Genomic DNA, 19,803 nt, shown 5'->3' on the forward strand with positions numbered 1-19,803 from the left:
GTTAGGTATGCGCTTTCGCGCGTTGGTTGCTGTCGTGGGGGTGTTGCTTGCGGCAATGACTGTCAATGCTCTGGCTGCTTCACAGGTGAAGAGTGTTCGCCTGTGGCGAGCGCCGGATAACACGCGACTGGTGTTCGACCTGTCGGGTCCGGTCCAGCACAGTGTCTTTACCCTTACGGCGCCTGATCGCCTGGTGATCGATATCAACGGTGCGACCCTGGCCGCGCCCTTGAAAGTCTCCACCGCCAACACCCCGATTACGATGATGCGCTCGGCCCAGCGCACGCCAACCGATTTGCGCGTGGTCATCGACCTGAAAAAGGCGGTCACCCCCAAAAGCTTCTCTCTGGCGCCGAACGCTCAATATGGCAACCGCCTGGTGGTCGACCTGTTCGACAACCCCGCCGATGCCGCACCGCCGCCTGCGCCGACGCCCAGCGTGGCGACGGTGCCTGCGGTGCCGGTCAACCCCTCGCAGCCGCAGGTCAAGCTGCCACCGCCGCCGCCCGCTCCGGCAGGCAAGCGCGACATTATCGTGGTGATCGACGCTGGCCACGGTGGCGAAGACCCGGGCGCTTCCGGGTCGCGCGGTCAGCATGAAAAAGACGTGGTGCTGGCCATCGCTCGCGAGCTGCAGCGTCAGGTCAACGGCATGAAAGGTTATCGCGCCGAGCTGACCCGTACCGGCGACTACTTCATCCCGTTGCGCGGGCGCACCGAAATCGCCCGCAAGAAAGGCGCGGACCTGTTCGTATCGATCCACGCCGACGCCGCCCCTTCCTCCGCAGCGTTCGGTGCATCGGTGTTTGCCTTGTCCGATCGTGGCGCCACGTCCGAGACCGCGCGTTGGCTGGCCGACAGCGAAAACCGTTCCGACTTGATCGGCGGGGCCGGCAACGTCTCCCTCGATGACAAGGACAAAATGCTCGCCGGCGTACTGCTCGACCTGTCGATGACTGCCTCGCTGACGTCCAGCCTGAACGTCGGCCAGAAAGTCCTGAGTAACATTGGCCGGGTTACGTCGCTGCACAAGCAGCGCGTGGAACAAGCCGGGTTCATGGTGTTGAAGTCGCCGGACATCCCGTCGATCCTGGTCGAGACCGGGTTCATCTCCAACGCCAACGAGGCCTCGAAGCTGGCCAGTGCCAGCCACCAGCAGGCCTTGGCGCGCTCGATCAGTGCCGGCGTGCGCCAGTTCTTCCAGCAGAACCCGCCACCGGGCACTTACATCGCCTGGTTGCGTGACTCCGGCAAGATTGCCCAGGGCCCGCGCGACCACCGCGTGCAGCCCGGTGACACCGTCGCCATGCTGGCCGTACGTTTTCAGGTCACCCCCGCCGCCTTGCGCAGCGCCAATAACCTGAAAACCGACGAATTGAAAATCGGCCAGGTGTTGACCATCCCTGGCACCGAATTGGCGGCGCAGTAATGAGCGAATCTGTCTTGAACACCGGCTCGCGTATCGAACTGCTCAGCCCGCGTCTGGCGAACCAGATCGCCGCGGGCGAGGTGGTCGAGCGCCCGGCGTCGGTGATCAAGGAGCTGCTGGAAAACAGCATCGACTCCGGCGCCAAGCGCATTGACGTCGACGTGGAGCAGGGCGGCGTCAAGCTGCTGCGGGTGCGTGACGATGGCAGCGGCATCTCTTCAGATGACCTGCCGCTGGCCCTGGCCCGTCACGCCACCAGCAAGATCCGCGACCTGGAAGACCTGGAACGGGTGATGAGCCTGGGCTTTCGCGGTGAGGCCCTGGCTTCCATCAGCTCCGTGGCCCGCCTGACCCTGACGTCCCGCACGCGTGGTGCCGAACAGGCCTGGCAAGTGGAAACCGAAGGTCGCGACATGGCGCCCCGGGTCCAGCCGGCGGCCCATCCGGTGGGCACCTCGGTGGAGGTGCGCGACCTGTTCTTCAACACCCCGGCGCGACGCAAATTCCTCAAGGCCGAGAAAACCGAATTCGATCACCTGCAAGAAGTGATCAAGCGCCTGGCCCTGGCGCGTTTCGATGTGGCGTTTCATCTGCGCCACAACGGCAAGACCATCCTCAGCCTGCACGAAGCCAATGACGACGCTGCGCGCGCTCGACGAGTGGCGGCGGTGTGCGGTGGCGGGTTTCTGGAGCAGGCGCTGCCGATAGAAATCGAACGCAACGGCTTGCGCCTGTGGGGGTGGGTCGGTTTGCCGACCTTCTCGCGCAGCCAGGCCGACTTGCAGTACTTCTTCGTGAACGGCCGTGCGGTGCGCGACAAGCTGGTGGCCCACGCGGTGCGCCAGGCGTATCGCGACGTGTTGTTCAACGGCCGGCACCCGACGTTTGTGCTGTTTTTCGAGGTCGACCCTTCGGTGGTCGACGTCAACGTGCACCCGACCAAGCACGAAGTACGCTTCCGTGACGGGCGCATGGTGCATGACTTCCTCTACGGCACCTTGCACCGCGCCCTGGGCGACGTGCGTCCGGATGATCAGTTGTCTGCGCCCATCGTAACCGCAGTGGTTCGCCCAAGCGGCCCGGAGGCCGGTGAGTTCGGCCCCCAGGGCGAAATGAGTCTCGCCGGTAACCTGTTGCAATCATCGCAACCGCAGCCAAGTTACACGGCGCCCAACGCGGGAGCCGGTGCGGGTTATCAGTATCAATACACCCCGCGGCCGCAATCGACCGTGCCGGCGGCTGAGGCGCAGGCAGCCTACCGGGAGTTCTTCGCGCCGCTGCCGGGGGCTGAGCCGAGCACGGTTGCCCTGCCCGAGGGCGGCGGTGATATTCCGCCGCTGGGTTACGCGCTGGCGCAACTCAAAGGCATCTACATTCTTGCGGAAAACGCCCATGGCCTGGTGCTGGTGGACATGCACGCCGCCCACGAGCGGATCATGTACGAGCGCCTGAAGATTGCCATGGCCAGCGAGGGGCTCAGTGGCCAGCCATTGCTGGTGCCCGAATCCCTGGCAGTCAGTCAGCGTGAAGCCGATTGTGCCGAGGAACATCACGGCGTGTTCCAGAAGCTGGGTTTTGAACTGCAACGCCTGGGCCCGGAAACCCTGGCGATCCGCCAGATTCCCGCGCTGCTCAAGCAGGCAGAAGCCAACCGGCTGGTGGCCGACGTGCTGGCGGACCTGATGGAATACGGCACCAGCGACCGCATCCAGGCGCATATCAACGAATTGCTCGGCACCATGGCCTGTCACGGCGCCATCCGCGCCAACCGTCGACTGGCCCTGCCGGAAATGAACGGCCTGCTGCGCGACATGGAAAACACCGAGCGCAGCGGCCAATGCAACCATGGCCGACCGACCTGGACCCAGATGGGCCTGGATGATCTGGACAAACTGTTTCTGCGCGGTCGCTGATGAGTGCCTTGCCCCCCGCGATTTTCCTGATGGGCCCGACGGCCGCCGGAAAGACCGACCTGGCCATCGAGCTGACCAAGGTGTTGCCGTGCGAGCTGATCAGTGTCGACTCTGCCCTGGTTTACCGGGACATGGACATCGGCACGGCCAAGCCTTCGAAAGAGGTGCTGGCGCAGCATCCACACCGTCTGATCGACATCATCGGCCCGGCCCAGAGCTATTCGGCGGCAGATTTCCGTACCGACGCCCTGGCCGCCATGGCCGAAATCACCGCGCGGGGCAACATCCCGTTGCTGGTCGGCGGCACGATGCTCTATTACAAGGCTTTGCAGGAGGGCCTGGCGGATATGCCGCCCGCTGACGCCCAGGTGCGCGCCGAGCTTGAAGAGCAAGCGGCACGCCTTGGCTGGCAAGCCTTGCACGACCAGCTGGCGGCAGTAGATCCGGTGTCCGCGGCGCGCATCCACCCCAATGACCCCCAGCGCCTTACCCGCGCGCTGGAAGTCTGGCGCGTCAGCGGCCAGACCATGACTGAACACAGGCTGAAACAAACTGCGCAAAGTGCTGATGCAGGCGCATCTGGTCAGTCACAATTGCCCTATACTGTGGCGAACCTGGCCATTGCTCCGGCAAATCGCCAGGTGCTGCATGAACGAATTGCACAAAGATTCACAAATATGTTGGAACAGGGGTTTGTGGAGGAGGTCGTAGCTCTGCGTTCCAGAGGTGATCTGCACCCAGGGTTGCCTTCGATACGCGCTGTAGGCTACCGCCAAGTCTGGGATCATCTGGATGGCAAGCTGACGTCAGCCGACATGCAGGAGCGCGGCATCATTGCCACGCGCCAATTGGCGAAGCGCCAGTTCACCTGGCTGCGCAGCTGGAGCGATTTGCACTGGTTGGACAGCCTGGACAGCGACAATCTGTCACGCGCCTTGAAATACTTGGGAACGGTCTCCATATTGAGCTGAGTCCTTGCAATTGCCGTCTATCCTTGGGGGTGTGACGGCCATGAGCTATTTATTTTTCCGATTTTTTATTATTGATCCTTAAAGGAGTGCGGCACATGTCAAAAGGGCATTCGCTACAAGACCCTTACTTGAATACCTTACGTAAAGAGAAAGTGGGGGTTTCCATCTATCTGGTCAACGGTATCAAGTTGCAAGGTACGATCGAGTCGTTCGACCAGTTCGTAATTCTGTTGAAAAACACCGTCAGCCAGATGGTTTACAAACACGCTATCTCGACCGTCGTCCCTGTTCGTCCAATCCGTCTGCCTAGCGCAGCCGGTGATGAAGCAGCTGACGCTGAGCCAGGTAACGCCTGATAGGAGTCTCCTTTGTTCTTTGAGCGCCACGGTGGTGGTGAGCGAGTAATCCTCGTTCACTTGGATGGACAGGACCCTGAGGCGCGCGAAGATCCGCAGGAGTTTCAGGAGTTGGCGAATTCGGCCGGCGCCGAGACCGTTGCGTTTTTTAACGTGCCGCGTCATCGGCCAACCGCCAAATACCTGATTGGCAGCGGCAAGGTCGAGGAACTGCGCGACCTGGTCCACGCCGAAGAAGCCGATCTGGTGATCTTCAATCACACCCTCACGCCCAGTCAGGAACGTAACCTCGAACGCGTCTTCGAGTGTCGCGTGATCGACCGCACCGGCCTGATTCTCGATATCTTCGCTCAACGCGCGCGTACCCATGAAGGCAAGCTCCAGGTCGAACTGGCCCAGCTTGACCACATGAGCACCCGGCTGGTCCGCGGCTGGACTCACCTTGAGCGCCAGGGCGGCGGCATCGGCATGCGTGGTCCGGGTGAAACCCAGCTGGAAACCGACCGGCGTCTGCTGCGGGTTCGCCTGCGCCAGATCAAGGGCCGCCTGGAGAAAGTCCGCAGCCAGCGCGAGCAATCGCGCCGTGGCCGTTCGCGCGCGGATATCCCCACCGTGTCCCTGGTGGGCTACACCAACGCCGGCAAATCCACACTCTTCAACAACGTGACGAAATCGGACGTGTACGCGGCAGACCAACTGTTCGCCACGCTCGACCCAACCCTGCGCCGTCTGGACATCGACGACCTGGGGCCGATCGTTCTGGCCGATACCGTGGGTTTCATCCGGCATTTGCCGCACAAGCTGGTCGAGGCATTTCGGTCTACGCTCGAAGAGTCGAGCAATTCCGACCTGCTGTTGCACGTGATCGATGCGGCTGAACCGGATCGCATGCTGCAGATCGAGCAGGTGATGGTGGTGCTGGGCGAGATCGGTGCGCAAGACTTGCCGATCCTCGAGGTCTATAACAAACTCGATTTGCTTGAAGGCGTTGAGCCGCAAATCCAGCGCGACGAGAACGGCAAGCCCCAGCGGGTCTGGCTGTCGGCGCGTGATGGCAGTGGCCTGGAGCTGCTTGAGCAAGCCATTGCCGAATTGCTCGGCAGTGATTTGTTCGTCGGCACCTTGCGCTTGCCGCAGCGTTTTGCTCGACTGCGTGCACAGTTTTTCGAGCTGGGCGCGGTACAGAAAGAAGAACACGACGAAGAAGGTGTCAGCTTGCTGGCCGTTCGATTGCCGCGTTCGGAGCTCAATCGACTGGTCAGTCGCGAGGGTGTGGTACCGGCGGAGTTCATCGAGCAACACACTTTGCAATAAAAGCCTGAGAAAGCGGTTGTGCCGCAGTAGCAGGCATTCTGTAGCATTGGTCGGCGCGCCGTGGGTGCGTCTTTGCTTTATCAGATGGAGAGCGCTATGGCTTGGAATGAGCCGGGTGGCAACTCGAATAATCAGGATCCTTGGGGTGGTAAGCGCCGCAATAATGGCGACCGCAAGGGGCCGCCGGATCTCGACGAGGCCTTCCGAAAGCTGCAGGAAAGCCTGAATGGGTTGTTCGGTGGTGGAAAAAAACGCGGTGGTGACGAAGGTGGTCGCACGAGCAAGGGCGGTGGCTATGGCCTGCTGGGCCTGGGTCTTGTCGTGCTCGCGGCTGTCTGGCTGTACAGCGCGGTCTATGTGGTGGACGAGCAGGAGCAAGCCGTGGTGCTGCGCTTCGGCAAGTACTACGAGACAGTCGGGCCGGGCCTGAACATCTACTTCCCGCCGATCGACAAGAAGTACATGGAGAACGTCACGCGTGAGCGTGCCTACACCAAGCAGGGCCAGATGCTGACCGAAGACGAAAACATCGTCGAAGTGCCGCTGACCGTGCAGTACAAGATCAGCAACCTGCAGGACTTCGTGCTTAACGTCGATCAGCCGGAAATCAGCCTGCAACACGCAACCGAAAGTGCCTTGCGCCACGTGGTGGGTTCTACCGCCATGGACCAGGTACTGACCGAAGGGCGTGAATTGATGGCCAGCGAAATCAAGGAGCGCCTGCAACGCTTCCTCGATACCTATCGCACCGGTATTACCGTCACTCAGGTCAACGTACAGAGCGCTGCTGCACCGCGTGAAGTGCAGGAAGCCTTTGACGACGTGATCCGTGCCCGTGAAGACGAGCAGCGTTCGCGCAACCAGGCTGAAACCTACGCCAACGGCGTGGTGCCGGAAGCCCGTGGTCAGGCCCAGCGCATCCTTGAAGATGCCAACGGTTACCGCGACGAAGTGGTCTCCCGCGCCAAGGGTGAAGCAGACCGCTTTACCAAACTGGTTGCCGAGTACCGCAAGGCCCCTGAGGTGACCCGTGAGCGTCTGTACCTGGACACCATGCAGGAAGTCTTCAGCAACACCAGCAAGGTTCTCGTGACCGGCAGCAAGGGTGGGCAGAACAATCTGCTGTACCTGCCGCTGGACAAGATGATCGAAGGTGGTCGTAGTGGCACCAGCGCGCCGTCCACCGGTTCGAATGCCGCTGCCAACGAAGCGAGCGCCCGTGCGGCCGCTGACTTGCTGCAACAGCAAACACGTACCAGGGAGAGTCGTTGATGAGCAATAAATCGCTGACCGCCCTGATTGTGGGCGTCGTCGTGGTCATCGCTGCCTGGAACTGCTTCTACATCGTCGCTCAGACCGAGCGTGCGGTGCTGCTGCAATTCGGTCGCGTGGTCCAGGCGGATGTCCAGCCGGGCCTGCATGTGAAAGTCCCCTACGTCAACCAGGTGCGCAAGTTCGACGCCCGCCTGATGACGCTGGATGCACCGACACAACGCTTCCTGACCCTGGAAAAGAAAGCCGTGATGGTTGACGCCTACGCCAAGTGGCGCGTCAAGGATGCCGAGCGCTTCTACACCGCGACTTCCGGCCTCAAGCAGATTGCCGACGAGCGTTTGTCGCGCCGTCTGGAATCGGGCCTGCGTGACCAGTTTGGTAAGCGCACCCTGCACGAGGTGGTATCCGGTGAACGTGACGCGCTGATGGCTGACATCACCCGCTCGCTGAACACCATGGCCGAGAAAGAGCTGGGTATCGAAGTGGTCGATGTCCGGGTCAAGGCCATTGACCTGCCCAAGGAAGTGAACCGCAGCGTGTTCGAGCGCATGAGCACCGAGCGTGAGCGTGAGGCCCGTGAGCACCGCGCCAAGGGTAACGAGCTGGCTGAAGGGATCCGTGCGGATGCCGATCGTCAGCGCCGTGTACTGTTGGCTGAAGCCTACCGCGAGTCTGAAGAGGCCCGTGGTGATGGTGATGCTCAAGCGGCGGCGATCTACGCCAAGGCTTACGGCCAGGATCAGGAGTTCTACGCGTTCTACCGTAGCCTGCGTGCCTACCGTGAAAGCTTCGCGAACAAGACCGACGTCCTGGTGCTGGACCCAAGCAGCGACTTCTTCCGCTACCTGGAAAAGTCCAAGTAACAGGCCTGAGACTGTGTAGGAACTACTCCGTCGGGCGGCTAAAATGCCTGGCGGGGTGATCCTTTCAGAAAACGGGTGTATGATGCGGCAGCCGGGAAATTCCCGGCTTTTTTGCGTCTGCGTGTTCGATTCGGCAGGCGTGACAGTTTTTCGAGGAAAGTGCCCGACGAGGCCGGTTAGAGGTCGTTCGTCACGTCGCTCTTGCGCGTGGTTTATGCAGGCGGCATGTATTTTCTGCTTCACTCAAGGCTCGGCCGAGGGCTGGCCGCCCGGATCATAGGGGAATGGCGTAATGGCAACGGTAGACCGCTGGCTGCTGCCAGATGGCATCGAAGAAGTACTGCCACCAGAGGCTGCGCGCATCGAAGTTGCGCGTCGCCAGGTGTTGGATCTGTTCCAGAGCTGGGGTTACGAGTTTGTCGTGACCCCCCATATCGAGTACCTGGAATCCCTGCTGACCGGCGCGGGCCAGGACCTGGATCTGCGCACCTTCAAGGTCATCGACCCGCAATCGGGCCGGCAGATGGGGTTCCGTGCCGACATCACGCCGCAGGTGGCGCGCATCGATGCGCACACCCTGCGCCGCGAAGGCCCAAGCCGCCTGTGCTACGCCGGCAGCGTGCTGCATGCCCAGCCGCGGGCCTTGTCTTCTTCCCGTAGCCCGATCCAGTTGGGCGCCGAGTTGTATGGCGATGCGAGCCCGAGCAGCGACGTCGAAGTGATCAGCCTGATGCTGGCCATGTTGCAGTTGGCTGACGTGCCAGACGTACACATGGACCTTGGTCACGTCGGTATCTACCGTGGCCTGGCCCGTGCGGCCGGCTTGTCCGGTGAGGTCGAGCAACAGCTGTTCGACGCCCTGCAACGCAAGGCCATCGATGAAGTCATCGCCCTGACCGCCGGCGTGCCGGCTGAATTGGCCGACATGCTGCGTGCGCTGGTCAACCTGTGCGGTGGCCGTGAAGTGCTGGCGGCCGCACGTGAACGCCTGGCCAACGCGCCGGCGCCGGTGTTGGCTGCGCTGGACGATGTGCTGGCGATTGCCGAGCAGCTGTCGGCGCGTTTCCCGCAGTTGCCGCTGTATTTTGACCTGGGCGAGTTGCGCGGCTACCACTACCACACCGGTGTGGTGTTCGCGGTGTTTGTACCGGGTGTTGGCCAGGCCATCGCCCAGGGCGGTCGCTACGACGATATCGGCGCCGACTTCGGTCGCGCCCGCCCGGCGACGGGCTTTTCCACCGATTTGAAAACCCTGGTGACCCTGGGGCGTGCTGAGGTCGAGCTGCCGTCTGGTGGCATCTGGATGCCCGACAGTACGGACGCGGCACTCTGGCAGCAGGTTTGCCAGTTGCGCAGTGAGGGTCAGCGTGTCGTCCAGGCCTTGCCTGGGCAGCCATTGGCCGCCGCCCGTGAAGCGGACTGCGACCGGCAATTGATTCAGCAGAACGGGCTTTGGCAAGTATCGCCACTGGCTTCTTGAGTTTTCCTGCCGGCCATCGCCGGCACCAAGTTTGCGCGAATGAGGACAAGTGTTATGGGTAAGAATGTCGTAGTCCTGGGCACCCAGTGGGGTGATGAGGGCAAAGGCAAGATCGTTGATCTGCTGACCGAACATGCTGCCGCCGTAGTGCGCTACCAGGGTGGCCACAACGCGGGTCACACGCTGGTCATCGATGGCGAAAAAACCGTCTTGCACCTGATCCCTTCGGGCGTCCTGCGCGAAGGCGTGCAGTGCCTGATCGGCAACGGCGTGGTGGTTGCACCGGACGCCCTGTTGCGCGAGATCACCAAGCTGGAAGAGAAAGGCGTACCGGTGCGTGAGCGCCTGCGTATCAGCCCGTCCTGCCCGCTGATCCTGTCCTTCCACGTGGCGCTGGACCAGGCCCGTGAAAAGGCCCGTGGCGAGCTGAAGATCGGCACCACCGGTCGCGGCATCGGCCCGGCCTACGAAGACAAGGTGGCGCGTCGTGGCCTGCGTGTGGGCGACCTGCTCAACATGCCGCGCTTTGAAGACAAGCTGCGTGAACTGGTGGATTACCACAACTTCATGCTGGTGGGTTACTACAAAGAGCCGGCCATCGAGTTCGAAAAGACCCTGGCCGAGTGCAAGGAATACGCTGAGCTGCTCAAGCCGCTGATGCTGGACGTGACTGCCGAGCTGCACGACCTGCGTCGCGCCGGCAAGGACATCATGTTCGAAGGCGCCCAGGGTTCGTTGCTCGACATCGACCACGGCACCTACCCGTACGTGACCAGCTCCAACACCACCGCTGGCGGCGTTGCCACCGGTTCAGGCGTTGGCCCGATGTTCCTGGACTACATCCTGGGCATCACCAAGGCTTACACCACGCGCGTAGGTTCGGGCCCGTTCCCGACTGAGCTGTTCGACGAAGTCGGCGCCCACCTGGCCAAGCAAGGTCACGAGTTCGGTGCAACCACCGGCCGTGCCCGTCGTTGCGGCTGGTTCGATGCCGTTATCCTGCGTCGCGCTATCGATGTGAACAGCATTTCGGGCATCTGCCTGACCAAGCTGGACGTACTCGACGGTCTGGAGGCCATCAACATCTGCATCGGTTACAAGGACGCAGAGGGCAACGACGTTGCGCCAACCGACGCTGACAGCTACGTGGGCCTGCAGCCTGTGTACGAAGAAGTGCCGGGCTGGACCGAATCGACCGTGGGTGCCAAGACCCTCGAAGAGCTGCCAGCCAATGCACGTGCTTACATCAAGCGCGTTGAACAGCTGATTGGCGCACCGATCGACATTATTTCGACGGGCCCGGACCGCAACGAGACCATCGTTCTGCGTCACCCGTTCGCGTAATAAGCTGTTGATGTAAAAAGCAAAGGGCTCCTTCGGGAGCCCTTTGTCGTTTCTGCCGGGCAAACGGCACGACCCTTGCTGTATTTCCATCTTTCGAGGTGCTATCAAATTAATGGCACCCGTGGTGGAGGGATTTCCAGTGTCTGCCGTTCTCTCGTTGTTACAAAGCCGTCTGTTGCGGCCGGTGTTCGTTACCCTCGGTATCGCTCTTTTGGTGCAAGTGCTGGTGGCTGTCGCGCTGACGCGGAGCACGGTCACCGCCCTGGAGGCCGATTTGGGCAATCGCTTGGGCGTCGACAGTCAGAAGCTGTCCGGCGAATTGGCCCAGGCCGGCAAGGAAGTCACGTCCAGCCTGGACAGCTTATCCACCAGCACCCGTCAGCGTCTGACCGCCGGGCTTTCCACGCGTCTTCAGGAAGAGCAGAAGCAGTTGCGTGCGACCCTGGAGAAAGACCTGCAGGACTCTGCCAATGACATGGCGCAGTTGCTGGCGTCGGTGGCACCGCGTGCCATGTGGGACAGCGACGTGCCGACGTTGTCCGAATTTGCCCGGCGTGCCCAGCGCAATCCCAACGTGTTGTTCGTGGTCTATGACGACGCGGCGGGTGAGCACCTGACCCGTTACTTGAACCGTGAAAACCCGATCAACCAGGCCTTGTTGGCAAAAGGCGCGGGGGAGCGGGCTCTGGATAAGGTACTTGACGCGGCCAAGGCTGATCCTTCGGTGTATTACGTCGAAGCATCGATCAGCCCCAACGGCGTGGAGATCGGCAAGGTCCGCATGGGGGTTTCCACCGCTTCGGTTGAAGCTGACCTGCAGGCGTTGGATAAGCGTTTTGCCGCATTGATCGCCAATAGCGATCAATTGGTCGGTGACAGTCTCAAGGGCGCCGCGGCTGACAGCGCTGCGGCCATGGGCGCCAGGCTGCAATCGGCGCAAGCCACCGCCACCCAGATGACGGTCAATACCAGCGGGGCTGTACAGGAGGCCGCGGGCACCCTGCGTTGGCGCATCGGCATGGGGCTGGCGCTGGTCGGCCTGGGTGTACTGCTGCTGATCACCATCGTGCTGGGCCGTCGTGTGGTCAACCGCCTGAAACTGCTGATTGCCGCCATGGACGATCTGGCCGCCGGCGACGGCGACCTTACCAAGCGCGTGCAAATCAACAGCAAGGACGAAATCGGCGACATGGCTTCGGCGGTCAATCGCTTTGTGGATAAATTGCAGCCCATCGTGCGCGAGGCCGGAGACGTCGCCCAGCGCACGGGTGTGGAAATCGGCGCGATGACCTTGCGCAATGCCGGTGCCGATGCAGCGGCCGGCTTGCAGCGTGATGAGGTGGCAGAGAGTCTGCGTGCGCTGTCGCAAATGGCCGACGAGGCCCAGGCCGAAAGCCATGCCATGCAGGCGGCGCTGCAACAGGTCGTCGACATTCGCCAGGCGACGGATGAAAACTCACGCACCTCGGCCGAAGTCGGCAGTTTGATCGAGGCGCTGGCCGGGCAAGTGCAGGCGGGGTCCCAGGTTATCGAGCGCCTGGCCCAACAGAGCGAGCAGATTGAAGTGGTGCTGACGGTGATCCACGGCATCGCCGAGCAAACCAACCTGCTCGCCCTGAACGCGGCCATCGAAGCGGCGCGTGCGGGTGAAACAGGGCGCGGGTTTGCGGTGGTGGCGGACGAGGTTCGTGCGCTGGCCAGTAAAACCCAAAGCTCCACCGGTGACATCCAGGCACATATCGTGGCGTTGCAGCAGGGCGCGCGTGAGGCGGTGGAAACCATTGGCAAGGCCGGACGCCAGGCCAGTGAAGGGCTGCTGGTGCTGCGCGACAGCGTGCGCCTGCAACAGACGGTGCAGGCGTCGGTGGAGCAGGTGCACGCGGCGATCGGCCTGGCGACCCGCGCGGCCGAACATCAGGCTCAGGGCGCGCATGCCGTGCGTGGGCGGGTCGAGGTGATCCATGCGCAGGCCGAGCGTGCGGCGCAGGCGGTGGTGGAAACCACGGCCAGTGGCAAGGTGCTGGATGGGTTGGCGGCGCAGTTGAAGGCGAGCCTGGGGCAGTTTCGGGCTTAGGGTTGTCTGTGCCGGCCTCATCGGGGGCAATCCCCCTCCCACATTTGAATGTGTGCACAAATCAAGTGTGGGAGGGGCTTGCCCCCGATAGCGATCTCAGCGGCTCAGGTACATCCGAGTTGTTAACAGATAAACCGGCAACCCCGACACCAGAATCAACAACGCCGCATAAGGCGCCGCCGCCGCAAACTCCACATTCGAGGTATGCGCCCACACGGCGGTGGCCAAGGTGTTGAGCCCGGTCGGGCTGAGCAGCAAGGTCGCCGTCAATTCTTTCATCGCATCCAGAAACACCAGGGCGAACGCGGCGCCCAGTGCGGGGAAGATAATTGGCAATGTCACCCGGCAAAACGCACTGAAGGATGATGCGCCGAGCGTGCGTGCCGCTTCTTCCAGCTGGGGCGCGGCCTTGTTCAGCGCGGTGCGAATCGGCGCCTGGGCCAGTGGCAGAAACAACAGCGCATAGGCGATCAGCAACAGTGCCGAGGTCTGATACAGCGCCGGCACATAATGCAGGGCGAAATACACCAGGGTCAGGGCGATCACCAGGCCGGGCAGGGCGTGCAGCAGGTAGGGCAGGCGCTCAGCCCAGATCGCCAGTTGGCCTTTATAACGCACCACCAGCAAGCCGACCGGCACGGCCAGCACCAGGCACAACGCTGCGCCACCCAGGGAAAGCGCCAGGGACGACAACAACGCTTCGCTGATCTGGGCTACCGGAAATGCCGCCGACGAACCCACGGCCAGCCAGTAACCGAGCATCCCCAGCGGAATGCCGCTGCCGATGATCGCCAGCACCAGGCAATACAGCTGCCCAAGCGGCGCCCACTTGCCCAGTTTCACCTGTTCGGCATGCCGCGCCGCGCCCTGGCCGATGCGCACATGGCGGCCTTTGCCGCGCATGCGCAGCTCCAGCCACAACAAAGTCAGGCACATCGCCAGCAGTACCGCCGAGAGCATCGCCGCATTGGCGTTGCTGAATTCCAGCTCGAATTGCTGATAGATCGCGGTGGTAAAGGTCTGTAGGCCAATAATCGACAGAGCGCCGAACTCCACCAGCATGTGCAAGGCAATCAGCAGCGCGCCAGCCACCAAGGAGGGCCACAGCAGCGGCAAGGTAACGCGCCGGAACACGCCCCAGCGATTCAGCCCCAGGGTGCGCGCCGATTCTTCCAGGGCGGGATCGAGATTGCGCAGCGTCGCGGCCACCGGCAGGAATACCAGCGGGTATTTGGACAGCGACATCACCAGGATCGCGCCGCCGAGGCCTTCGAAGTTGGCACTCAGCGACACCCAGGTGAAGCTGCTGACAAATGCCGGCACCGCAAACGGCAGGCACAGGATCACCCCCCAAAGGCGGCGCCTAGGCAGGTTGCTGCGCTCCAGCAGCCAGGCGAGGGACAGGCCGACCACGCCGCACACCACCGTCACGCCGACCATCAGCGCCAGGGTGTTACGCAGTAGCCCGAACACATAAGGCCGCCACAGCAGATGCACTGCCTGCGCCCAGCCGGCTTGCCAGGCCTTGAGCCCGACATAGGCCAGCGGCAACAGGCTCAGGCCAACCAGCAACAGCACCGGCAACAGCAGCCAGATGGAGGGGCGTTTGCGCCGGGGACGAAAACCTGCGGCGCTGAGCGATGGGGTCATCAGTTCAGGCCAACGTCACGTTCCAGGTCCAGGGCCTCTTCTGCGTTGCCAAGGTCCGCGGGGGTGACTTTCGGCGGCTGCAGTTCGCTGAAAGGCTTGAGGCCACGATTGGACTGCATGCCTTTGCGCAGCGGGTATTCAGCCGAGGTGTTGGTGATCACGCGCTGGCCTTCTTCGCTGGCCATGAACGCCAACAGTTGCTGGGCTTCCTTGGGGTGCTTGCTGGATTTCAGCGCCGCAGCGGAAGACACCGTGATCAGGCCGCCGGCATCGCCGTCGGTGAAATAGTGCAGTTGGGAGTCGAGGTTGGTTTTCTCTTTCTTCAGGGCAAACCAGTAATAGTTGTTCACCAGTACAGTGGCCACTTCGCCGTTTTCCACGGCTTTGAGCGCAACCATGTTGTTGCTGTACACCTTGCCGAATGCGCGCAGGCCGGTCAGCCATTCTTCTGCGGCTTCACGCCCGTGCAGCTTGATGATCGCCACCGCTTGTTCCTGGAACGCGCCGCTGGTGGGGACGAAGCCAACCTTGCCTTGCCACTCGGGGCCGGCGAAATCCAGTACCGATTTGGGCAGGTCTTTTTCAGCAATCAGTTTGGGGTTGAAGGCGACGACGCGGGTGCGTGCGGTCACGCCCATCCAGTCGCCGTTACTGCCCACGTAATCCTTGGGCAGCACGTCGAGGGTGCTGGCATCGATTTTGGCCAGCAGGCCTTGCTCACCCAGTTTGTTCAGGGGCGGCGACTCTTCGGTGTAGATCACGTCGGCGGGGGAGCGGTCGCCTTCTTCGACGATTTGGCTGGCCAGCTGGTTGCTGCTGCCTTTGCGCACATTGACGTGAATGCCGGTCTTGGCTTCAAAGGTTTTGGCGAGTTCATCGCCGACTTCCTTGTGCTGGCCGTTGTAGAGGGTCAGGGAGACCTTGTCAGCGCAATAGGCAGCGGGCGAGAGCAGGGTCAGGCCGAGCAGAGTGATGGTCAGGCCGCGCAGAAGGGATGTCTTGAGACGGGTATCGCGGATCATCATCCGGGGTTTTCCTCACTTGTAAGATACAAATTCTTACAAGGATAAACGATAAAACTTCTCATGTGCGGATGAGCAGGCGCCACTGCCAAGTTTTAAACCCCAGAAACGAAAAAACCCGCTTTCGCGGGTTTGATCTGAATTTGGTGCCCAGGAGAAGACTCGAACTTCCACGACCTTGCGATCACCAGCACCTGAAGCTGGCGTGTCTACCAATTTCACCACCTGGGCATTATCAAGCAACGTTGCCGCTGTTGATGGGTCGAACTATACGGTGGGCTTTTTGATCTGTAAACCCCTGATTCAAAAAAATAAATCAAGTTTTACGTTAGAAATCAAAGGCCTGAAACGAAAAAACCCGCTTTCGCGGGTTTGATCTGAATTTGGTGCCCAGGAGAAGACTCGAACTTCCACGACCTTGCGATCACCAGCACCTGAAGCTGGCGTGTCTACCAATTTCACCACCTGGGCAGCATCAACAACGTTGCCGTCGTCGATGGCGCGCACTATACGGAGGCCTTTTTCAGCTGTAAACCCCAGGTATGAAAAAAAACTGGAAAATCTCACCATTGGTCGTGCAAGGTGCGCTCAGGGGGCTACAAAAGGCTTTTAAACACTTGTTGATGCCTGAAATTTCCCGTTTCAATACGCGTATGCCAAACTAACCCGCATATAGACAAGGTGAAAACTCTCTAATGGCCGATTGGCAGTCCCTCGATCCCGAGGCCGCTCGTGAAGCGGAAAAATATGAAAACCCTATTCCTAGCCGCGAACTGATCCTGGCGCACCTCGCCGATCGTGGTTCGCCTGCTAGCCGCGAGCAGCTGGTTGAAGAGTTCGGTCTGACCACCGAAGACCAGATCGAAGCCCTGCGCCGCCGTCTGCGTGCGATGGAGCGCGATGCTCAACTGATCTACACCCGCCGTGGCACTTACGCGCCGGTCGACAAGCTCGACCTGATCCTCGGCCGCATTGCCGGTCACCGGGATGGCTTCGGCTTCCTGATTCCGGATGACGGCAGCGACGACTTGTTCATGAGCCCGGCGCAAATGCGCCTGGTGTTCGACGGCGACCGCGCACTGGCGCGTGTTTCCGGTCTGGACCGTCGTGGTCGCCGTGAAGGCGTGATCGTCGAAGTGGTGTCCCGTGCCCACGAGTCCATCGTCGGTCGTTACTTCGAAGAAGGCGGCATTGGCTTCGTTGTGCCGGATAACCCGAAGGTCCAGCAGGAAGTGCTGATCACCCCGGGCCGCAATGGCGCCGCCAAGGTCGGCCAGTTCGTCGAGGTGAAAATCACCCACTGGCCAACGGCGCGTTTCCAGCCCCAGGGCGATATCGTTGAAGTGGTCGGCAACTACATGGCACCGGGCATGGAAATCGACGTTGCGCTGCGCACCTACGATATTCCTCACGTCTGGCCCGAGGCTGTGCTCAAGGAAGCCGCCAAGCTCAAGCCGGAAGTTGAAGACAAAGACAAAGAGAAGCGCATCGACCTGCGCCATCTGCCGTTCGTCACCATCGACGGCGAAGATGCCCGCGACTTTGACGATGCGGTCTACTGCGAAGCCAAGCCTGGCAAACTGCGCCTGTTCTCCGGCGGCTGGAAATTGTTCGTCGCGATTGCCGACGTGTCCAGCTACGTGAAGATCGGTTCGGCCCTGGATAACGAAGCCCAGGTGCGCGGCAACTCCGTGTACTTCCCTGAGCGCGTGATCCCGATGCTGCCCGAGCAGCTGTCCAACGGCCTGTGCTCCCTGAACCCGAAAGTCGACCGTTTGGCCATGGTGTGCGAGATGACCATCTCGAAAACCGGCGAAATGACCGACTACCAGTTCTACGAAGCGGTGATCCACTCCCAGGCGCGTCTGACCTACAACAAGGTCAGCACCATTCTAGAAACGCCGAAGACCAGCGAAGCCAAGGCGCTGCGTACCGAGTACGCCGGCGTGGTCCCGCACCTCAAGCAGCTGTACTCGCTGTACAAGGTATTGCTGGGCGCCCGTCATACCCGTGGCGCGATCGATTTTGAAACGCAGGAAACCCGGATTGTCTTCGGCTCCGAGCGCAAGATCGCCGCGATCACCCCGACAACGCGTAACGATGCGCACAAGCTGATCGAGGAATGCATGCTGGCGGCCAACGTGGCCACTGCTGAGTTCCTGAAAAAGCACGAGATTCCTGCGCTGTACCGGGTGCACGACGGCCCGCCGCCGGAGCGTCTGGAGAAACTGCGCGCGTTCCTCGGTGAGCTCGGCCTGTCCCTGCACAAAGGCAAGGACGGCCCAACGCCGAAGGATTACCAGGCCTTGCTGGCCAGCATCAAGGACCGTCCGGATTACCACGTGATCCAGACCGTCATGCTGCGCTCGCTGAGCCAGGCGGTGTACAGCGCCGATAACCAGGGCCACTTCGGCCTCAATTACGAAGCGTATACCCACTTCACCTCGCCGATCCGTCGTTACCCGGACTTGCTCACGCACCGCGCGATCCGCAGCGTGATCCATTCCAAGCAGAACACCCCGCACGTCAAGCGCGCCGGTGCCATGACCATTCCGAAGGCGCGGATCTATCCGTACGACGAAGCGGCCCTGGAGCAGTTGGGCGAACAGTGTTCCATGAGCGAGCGCCGCGCCGATGAAGCCACCCGTGACGTGGTCAATTGGCTCAAGTGCGAGTTCATGAAGGACCGCGTGGGCGAGTCGTTCCCTGGTGTGATCACCGCCGTGACCGGCTTCGGCCTGTTCGTCGAGCTGACCGACATCTACGTCGAGGGCCTGGTGCACGTCACCGCCTTGCCGGGCGACTACTACCACTTCGATCCTGTGCATCACCGCCTGGCGGGCGAGCGCACCGGGCGCAGTTTCCGTCTGGGTGACACCGTGGAAGTGCAGGTCATGCGCGTCGATCTCGACGAACGCAAGATCGACTTCGGCATGCCCGACAAGCCCGCTGAGCCGGTTGGCCGTAAAAAGCGTGGTGCTGAAACTCCAGCTCCAGCGAGCAAAGGCAAAGGGTCTGCAGCGAAAGCGACGGCCGTCGAGGCTGCGCCAGCCAAGGCCGGTCGTCGTTCCTCTGCCAAGGAAAAGGCTCCTGAGGCCTATCGCCCCAGCGATGCGGCGGCGAAGAATGCCGAGTTGCGCAAGAGCCGCGAGTTGAAGCAGCAGTTGCTCAACGAAGCCAAAAGCGGCGGTAAAGCGGCGTCTGGGGGAAAGTCCCAAGGGGCGGAAAAACCGTCGAGCAAACCAAGTAAACACCGTAAAGGCCCGCCGAAAGCGGGTTCGGCTCCCGCGAAAAGCGGCGGGTCGCGCAAACCTAAGGCCAAGTCATGAGTCTGGAAAAAATCTACGGCGTGCACGCCGTAGAAGCACTGCTGCGTCACCATCCCAAGCGCGTCAAGCAGGTTTGGCTGGCGGAAGGTCGCAGCGAGCCACGCGTGCAGGCGCTGGTCGAACTGGCCAACCAGAACAAGGTTGCCATCGGCCAGGCTGAGCGCCGTGAAATGGACGTGTGGGTAGAAGGCGTTCACCAAGGCGTGGTTGCCGATGTCAGCCCGAGCCAGGTGTGGGGCGAAGCGATGCTCGACGAGCTGCTCGACCGTACCGAAGGCGCGCCGTTGCTGCTGGTGCTGGACGGAGTGACCGACCCGCACAACCTGGGCGCCTGCCTGCGTTCGGCGGATGCTGCCGGTGCGCTGGCGGTGATCGTGCCTAAAGACAAGTCGGCAACCCTTACACCTGTGGTGCGTAAAGTCGCCTGCGGTGCGGCGGAAGTGATTCCGCTGGTGGCCGTGACCAACCTGGCGCGTACCCTGGAAAAGCTTCAGCAACGTGGCCTGTGGATCGTCGGCACGGCGGGGGAGGCCGAAGTCAGTATCTATGACCAGGACCTCACCGGTCCGACCATTCTGATCATGGGCGCCGAAGGCAAGGGCATGCGTCGCTTGACCCGTGAGCATTGCGATTACCTGGTGCACCTGCCCATGGCCGGTAGCGTCAGCAGCCTGAACGTTTCGGTGGCGACAGGCGTGTGCCTGTTCGAAGCCCAGCGCCAGCGCGGTGCGAAGGCCAAGGCCAAGCCCAAGAAGTAATCAGGTTGATGCAGGTCAAAATGTG

14 protein-coding genes and 2 tRNA genes are annotated in these 19,803 nt (G+C 61.7%); 12 read left to right on the forward strand and 4 right to left on the reverse strand.

What is annotated here, in order from left to right; genetic code table 11:
- The first annotated feature begins 7 nt into the window (after positions 1–7).
- The 10 genes from SC318_RS02685 (at position 8) to SC318_RS02730 (ending at position 13,019) form a co-directional block, all read left to right on the forward strand.
- Positions 8–1,429, forward strand: coding sequence for an N-acetylmuramoyl-L-alanine amidase (locus SC318_RS02685; RefSeq protein WP_306491373.1), 1,422 nt, complete (start codon positions 8–10; stop codon positions 1,427–1,429).
- Positions 1,429–3,342, forward strand: coding sequence for a DNA mismatch repair endonuclease MutL (gene mutL, locus SC318_RS02690; protein ID WP_413817594.1), 1,914 nt, complete (start codon positions 1,429–1,431; stop codon positions 3,340–3,342). The genes SC318_RS02685 and mutL overlap by 1 nt, the downstream gene beginning before the upstream one ends.
- On the forward strand, positions 3,342–4,313 hold the full coding sequence (gene miaA / locus SC318_RS02695; RefSeq protein WP_320429543.1) for a tRNA (adenosine(37)-N6)-dimethylallyltransferase MiaA: 972 nt from the start codon (positions 3,342–3,344) through the stop codon (positions 4,311–4,313). The genes mutL and miaA overlap by 1 nt, the downstream gene beginning before the upstream one ends.
- A 95-nt stretch (positions 4,314–4,408) precedes the next feature.
- A complete protein-coding gene (gene hfq / locus SC318_RS02700; RefSeq protein ID WP_016976904.1) occupies positions 4,409–4,669 on the forward strand; it encodes an RNA chaperone Hfq in 261 nt (86 codons plus the stop codon).
- Positions 4,670–4,681: 12 nt separating this feature from the next.
- Complete coding sequence (hflX, locus tag SC318_RS02705) at positions 4,682–5,983, forward strand: ribosome rescue GTPase HflX (RefSeq protein ID WP_003188061.1); 1,302 nt, start codon at positions 4,682–4,684, stop codon at positions 5,981–5,983.
- A gap of 96 nt (positions 5,984–6,079) precedes the next feature.
- Positions 6,080–7,255, forward strand: a complete 1,176-nt coding sequence (gene hflK / locus SC318_RS02710) for an FtsH protease activity modulator HflK (protein ID WP_034117444.1) — start codon at positions 6,080–6,082, stop codon at positions 7,253–7,255.
- A complete protein-coding gene (gene hflC / locus SC318_RS02715) occupies positions 7,255–8,121 on the forward strand; it encodes a protease modulator HflC (protein ID WP_003188064.1) in 867 nt (288 codons plus the stop codon). The genes hflK and hflC overlap by 1 nt, the downstream gene beginning before the upstream one ends.
- Positions 8,122–8,413: 292 nt before the next feature.
- The gene (locus tag SC318_RS02720; protein ID WP_320429544.1) at positions 8,414–9,601 is read left to right on the forward strand and encodes an ATP phosphoribosyltransferase regulatory subunit; all 1,188 of its coding nucleotides are present in this window, start codon (positions 8,414–8,416) and stop codon (positions 9,599–9,601) included.
- 54 nt (positions 9,602–9,655) lie between these two features.
- Positions 9,656–10,945, forward strand: a complete 1,290-nt coding sequence (locus SC318_RS02725) for an adenylosuccinate synthase (protein ID WP_320429545.1) — start codon at positions 9,656–9,658, stop codon at positions 10,943–10,945.
- Between the two features lie 139 nt (positions 10,946–11,084).
- A complete protein-coding gene (locus tag SC318_RS02730) occupies positions 11,085–13,019 on the forward strand; it encodes a methyl-accepting chemotaxis protein (protein WP_320429546.1) in 1,935 nt (644 codons plus the stop codon).
- 96 nt (positions 13,020–13,115) lie between these two features.
- On the opposite strand, the gene SC318_RS02735 is transcribed toward SC318_RS02730, so the two are convergent.
- The 4 genes from SC318_RS02735 to SC318_RS02750 all read right to left on the reverse strand — a co-directional run bounded on the left by SC318_RS02735 (position 13,116) and on the right by SC318_RS02750 (position 16,162).
- On the reverse strand, positions 13,116–14,669 hold the full coding sequence (locus SC318_RS02735) for an ABC transporter permease (RefSeq protein ID WP_320429547.1): 1,554 nt from the start codon (positions 14,667–14,669) through the stop codon (positions 13,116–13,118).
- Positions 14,669–15,694, reverse strand: a complete 1,026-nt coding sequence (locus SC318_RS02740; protein WP_320429548.1) for an iron ABC transporter substrate-binding protein — start codon at positions 15,692–15,694, stop codon at positions 14,669–14,671. Before SC318_RS02740 ends, SC318_RS02735 begins: the two co-directional genes overlap by 1 nt.
- A gap of 141 nt (positions 15,695–15,835) precedes the next feature.
- Positions 15,836–15,922: transfer RNA gene (locus tag SC318_RS02745), tRNA-Leu, on the reverse strand.
- Between the two features lie 153 nt (positions 15,923–16,075).
- Positions 16,076–16,162 (reverse strand) — tRNA-Leu (locus tag SC318_RS02750).
- Between the two features lie 224 nt (positions 16,163–16,386).
- On the opposite strand from SC318_RS02750, the gene rnr reads away from it, so the two are divergent.
- Positions 16,387–19,020 carry a ribonuclease R gene (rnr, locus tag SC318_RS02755; protein ID WP_320429549.1) on the forward strand — a complete coding sequence of 878 codons (2,634 nt, stop codon included), beginning with the start codon at positions 16,387–16,389 and terminating at the stop codon, positions 19,018–19,020.
- Entirely contained in the window at positions 19,017–19,778 is a 762-nt protein-coding gene (gene rlmB, locus SC318_RS02760) for a 23S rRNA (guanosine(2251)-2'-O)-methyltransferase RlmB (RefSeq protein ID WP_124365632.1), read from the forward strand. The genes rnr and rlmB overlap by 4 nt, the downstream gene beginning before the upstream one ends.
- Positions 19,779–19,803 lie beyond the last annotated feature (25 nt).

It is taken from the genome of Pseudomonas sp. MUP55, from assembly GCF_034043515.1.
In the GTDB taxonomy this organism is placed as follows: domain Bacteria; phylum Pseudomonadota; class Gammaproteobacteria; order Pseudomonadales; family Pseudomonadaceae; genus Aquipseudomonas.

Coding starts and splice junctions, on each gene's coding strand:
- SC318_RS02685 (WP_306491373.1), top strand. CDS start 8: ATGCGCTTTCGCGCGTTGGTTGCTGTCGTGGGGGTGTTGCTTGCGGCA.
- SC318_RS02725 (WP_320429545.1), top strand. CDS start 9,656: ATGGGTAAGAATGTCGTAGTCCTGGGCACCCAGTGGGGTGATGAGGGC.
- rnr (WP_320429549.1), top strand. CDS start 16,387: ATGGCCGATTGGCAGTCCCTCGATCCCGAGGCCGCTCGTGAAGCGGAA.
- mutL (WP_413817594.1), top strand. CDS start 1,429: ATGAGCGAATCTGTCTTGAACACCGGCTCGCGTATCGAACTGCTCAGC.
- hfq (WP_016976904.1), top strand. CDS start 4,409: ATGTCAAAAGGGCATTCGCTACAAGACCCTTACTTGAATACCTTACGT.
- SC318_RS02740 (WP_320429548.1), bottom strand. CDS start 15,694: ATGATGATCCGCGATACCCGTCTCAAGACATCCCTTCTGCGCGGCCTG.
- miaA (WP_320429543.1), top strand. CDS start 3,342: ATGAGTGCCTTGCCCCCCGCGATTTTCCTGATGGGCCCGACGGCCGCC.
- hflC (WP_003188064.1), top strand. CDS start 7,255: ATGAGCAATAAATCGCTGACCGCCCTGATTGTGGGCGTCGTCGTGGTC.
- hflK (WP_034117444.1), top strand. CDS start 6,080: ATGGCTTGGAATGAGCCGGGTGGCAACTCGAATAATCAGGATCCTTGG.
- SC318_RS02735 (WP_320429547.1), bottom strand. CDS start 14,669: ATGACCCCATCGCTCAGCGCCGCAGGTTTTCGTCCCCGGCGCAAACGC.
- SC318_RS02720 (WP_320429544.1), top strand. CDS start 8,414: ATGGCAACGGTAGACCGCTGGCTGCTGCCAGATGGCATCGAAGAAGTA.
- rlmB (WP_124365632.1), top strand. CDS start 19,017: ATGAGTCTGGAAAAAATCTACGGCGTGCACGCCGTAGAAGCACTGCTG.